This is a genomic window from Sinorhizobium sp. GQ132 (assembly GCF_059758575.1).
Genome location: NZ_JCAXDX010000062.1, coordinates 1 through 440, shown reverse-complemented (window position 1 = coordinate 440; position 440 = coordinate 1). Strand labels below are relative to the sequence as shown.

Here is a 440-nt window from a genome sequence, read left to right as displayed (position 1 = left end):
CCACGCGCACCTCGTAGCGAAGATCGGCTGGGCGCGGGGTCAATTTTACGCTCCACGGTGTCACTCCAATCACCCCGAGTGGCAGGCCGAAGTCGTAGCCCAACTCGACCGCGTGTCCCGAGACTTCATCACCGTCGGGAGGAGGTAGTGCTGTGCGCACAGTGGTGGTGAATTTCAGCGGCGAGCCGGCATCGTTCGGGATTTCCATGTCATCGACGAACCACTCTATTTGGACTGGATTCACAAGCCATTCCGGTTTTAGCCGCATTTCCTTCACATCTTGCTGCGTGAAGTAGCGGTACTTGAACACGCGGGGCTCGCATGTTGGCGCTTGATAAACCACTTCTCCTCCGGAGCCTTCCTGTACATTGGCCGGCAGGTTCTTCCCTGACAGCCATGTTCTCGACGGCTGATGCGCGTCCGAGAATTGCTCCGTCGCC

The 440-nt window shown here is 58.4% G+C and carries 1 protein-coding gene; it reads right to left on the bottom strand.

The features are described from left to right. A partial coding sequence (locus tag AC6CIG_RS29720; protein ID WP_498324389.1) for a hypothetical protein occupies positions 1 to 440 on the bottom strand: 440 nt, incomplete at both ends.